General features: G+C 43.9%; 1 protein-coding gene. It reads right to left on the bottom strand.

What is annotated here, in order from left to right:
- The coding region (locus QUA40_RS13100) for a DUF4347 domain-containing protein (protein ID WP_333126197.1) at window positions 1-2,005 on the bottom strand (2,005 nt) is incomplete at its 3' end.
- Between the last annotated feature and the right edge of the window lie 555 nt (window positions 2,006-2,560).

The raw sequence follows: 2,560 nt of genomic DNA, 5'->3' as shown, positions 1-2,560 counted from the left end.
CTGTGGAAATTGTGTAAGTAACTATTTCACCCGGTGCTGCTGTCGTAGTCCCGGTTTTGGTGGTAACAACGTCGGCAAGAGCAGCAACAATTGTAGTTGAGACTTGAGAGATGGGTTGGGAACTATTGTTGTTAGCTAAATTTTGGTCGAAAGTGCTGGAGGTGCTATAGGCAGTGTTAGTTAAGGCAGCGCCGACGTTTGCGGGAACTGTGGCGGTGATGGTGCGGGTGACGCTAGCATCCTTAGCCAGAGTCGGAATCGCCGGCCAGATGACCGTCCTCGTTGTGGGATTGTATGTGGCGAGGTCGGAGGCGCCGACGAAACTTAAGCCCTCTGGGAGGGGATCTTGAATCAGTACGCTTTCGGCGATGTTTGGCCCGTTATTTGTGGAGGTAATTGTATAGGTAATGGTGCTGTTGGGTGTGGCGAACAGCGGGCCTTTTTTAATAATGGAAACGTCGGCTACGAGTGTAGGTTCATTTATACTTTGGACGATGACATTGTTAACTTCGTGAATGTTTGTGTTGCCCCCTGTCGAAGCAGCAAAGCCAAATTTAAAAGTACGTGGAACTGCTCCGTTTACGGTGGTTGCCAAATTTGGTATGTCGATCAGTGTTTCGCCCGCATCAAATGTGCCATTAGCGTCCAAGTCTAAGGCAACTGTCAGACGGTTAGTCGTCGGGAATAATGTAATTTGAACGGTTCTTTTAGCCTCTGCACGAATGCTTGTATCTTTATTGTCTATGCCAATGGAAACCCCGGTCAAAGTGTTAGTTAAAAGACTAGAACCTAAAAATTTATAATTTTCGGTTGGGATTGTGCTTTCCCTGCCTCTAAGTCCTACTGCATCAGGTAGCGGCGCCGTCCCACCCTGTTTTCCAGCAATAGTGCTAGAATAATTGCCAAACTCGTCTAATCCGACACCTAAATAACCTCCTACAATACCCGGTGAATTTGAAATAGTATTTTGAGCATAGCCGAGAGAGCCACCATAGCCTCCCGCTTTTGTTGGCGTAGCTGTTCCGTCAATGAGGAAAAAACTAATGCCATCGGCACCAAGGGGGGTATTATCCCCTGGTGGTCGTTGTGGAAAAAGGACAGTACCTCTGTTATAGGCAAAGAAATCAAAGGTAACTCTCAAACCCTCAGTGGCTGAGATGGGGTTGTTGTAGATTACAAAAGCTGATTGTTGAAACTTATTTGATGTTAATCTCAAAGTACCTGTTCCGGGTGTATCGCCAGTCCCTAAAGCGGGAATAACGCCACTGGGGTTTTGTGTACTACCTGCGGTTAAGCCTGGGGGATCTGTAGAGGCGTTGCCAACTCCATATATCCAAGGCCCGATTACTGTTGAATTTTTAAATTCTTCAGCCGCTAAGGTAGCCAGGATTGATGTGTAGCCTTCTAGGACTTCTTTTTCAAAGGCTATTTCAGTATTTATTTGTCCTGTCGCAATTTCTAATTCCCAGTCGCCGCCTAGTGCTGCACTCCCTGTTAAATTATTGGAAGCCGCAACATTTACTCCTGTTATTTGGCTGAGTTTTTGTATGAATTTAATGCCGAATTCGCCGGCGGCTATGTTACAGCCGTAAAGCAGAATGCTGCCGGATTCGTTAAGGGCTTTTCCCCACTGCTGCAATTGGCTGCTGTAGGTTTCAAGGTTATCAATATTAAGTTCTGCCCTGCCGATTTCTACGGCTGCTTCTCGGCCGTGAGAAACTATGTGCAGGCTGTTGATGTTGCTGCGCTGACTCAAAATTTCAGTGATTTGCTCGATCGCCTCCCTGGTTGGATTGAGTACAAATACTTCCGTTCCTGCTTTTATACCACCGATCAATTGCTGGTAGTTTTCTACTCGGGAGTCAACAATCACTAGAGATTTTTTCGCTTCATGCCCTGCTGTAGAGCTTGCTTTTTTCCAAAAAAAGTTTTTTTTAGTGGCAAGATTCGTAGATTTAGGTATTTTTACGGCTGACAAATTCGGCAGATGGCAGATCATTTTCATTATTCCCTGATTTAGTTATTTGTTTTATCCTACCCAGCCTGAGAAAATTCCATAAACACCAAAATATAAATTTTTAATAAATTATTTGTATACAAATAATTTATTACTTACGTATTGTTTTGAGCTTTTAGGAAAAATTTGGACGAGGACTGCTGCGGGCGATCGTGCGTGGCTAGGAGGACAAATCACCGCAACTTCTACGCAGGCGTTTTCGGGCTTTGACTGCGCTAGTTAAGTCTTTTTGTTTAAGAAGGGGCTATGCCACAACTTGGAGATTTCGATCGCCAATTATTGACGCCTTGCTGAAAAAAAGGTAGTGATTCAGGTAAGGCGAGGGTTCTCAGTACGGTTGTTGGTAGGATTTTTTGTTAAATCTTCACCGTAAGCCCACTTAAACTCAACTTAAAAAATGGGTTTCCGAGAAGAGGAAAATTAAAAATTTTCGATTCTATTTACTACTGTTGGCTATTGACATCGCTATAGCATTTATCGAAAAGATGAGGTATGATATAACTGACTTGAAAGGAGTGAAAAATATAAGACCCCAAAATGTTA

The organism is Microcoleus sp. Pol11C3, assembly GCF_036701485.1.
Classification (GTDB): Bacteria; Cyanobacteriota; Cyanobacteriia; order Cyanobacteriales; family Microcoleaceae; genus Microcoleus.
The sequence above is the reverse complement of the archived record's forward strand: the minus strand, read 5'-3'. Positions and strand labels throughout refer to the sequence as shown.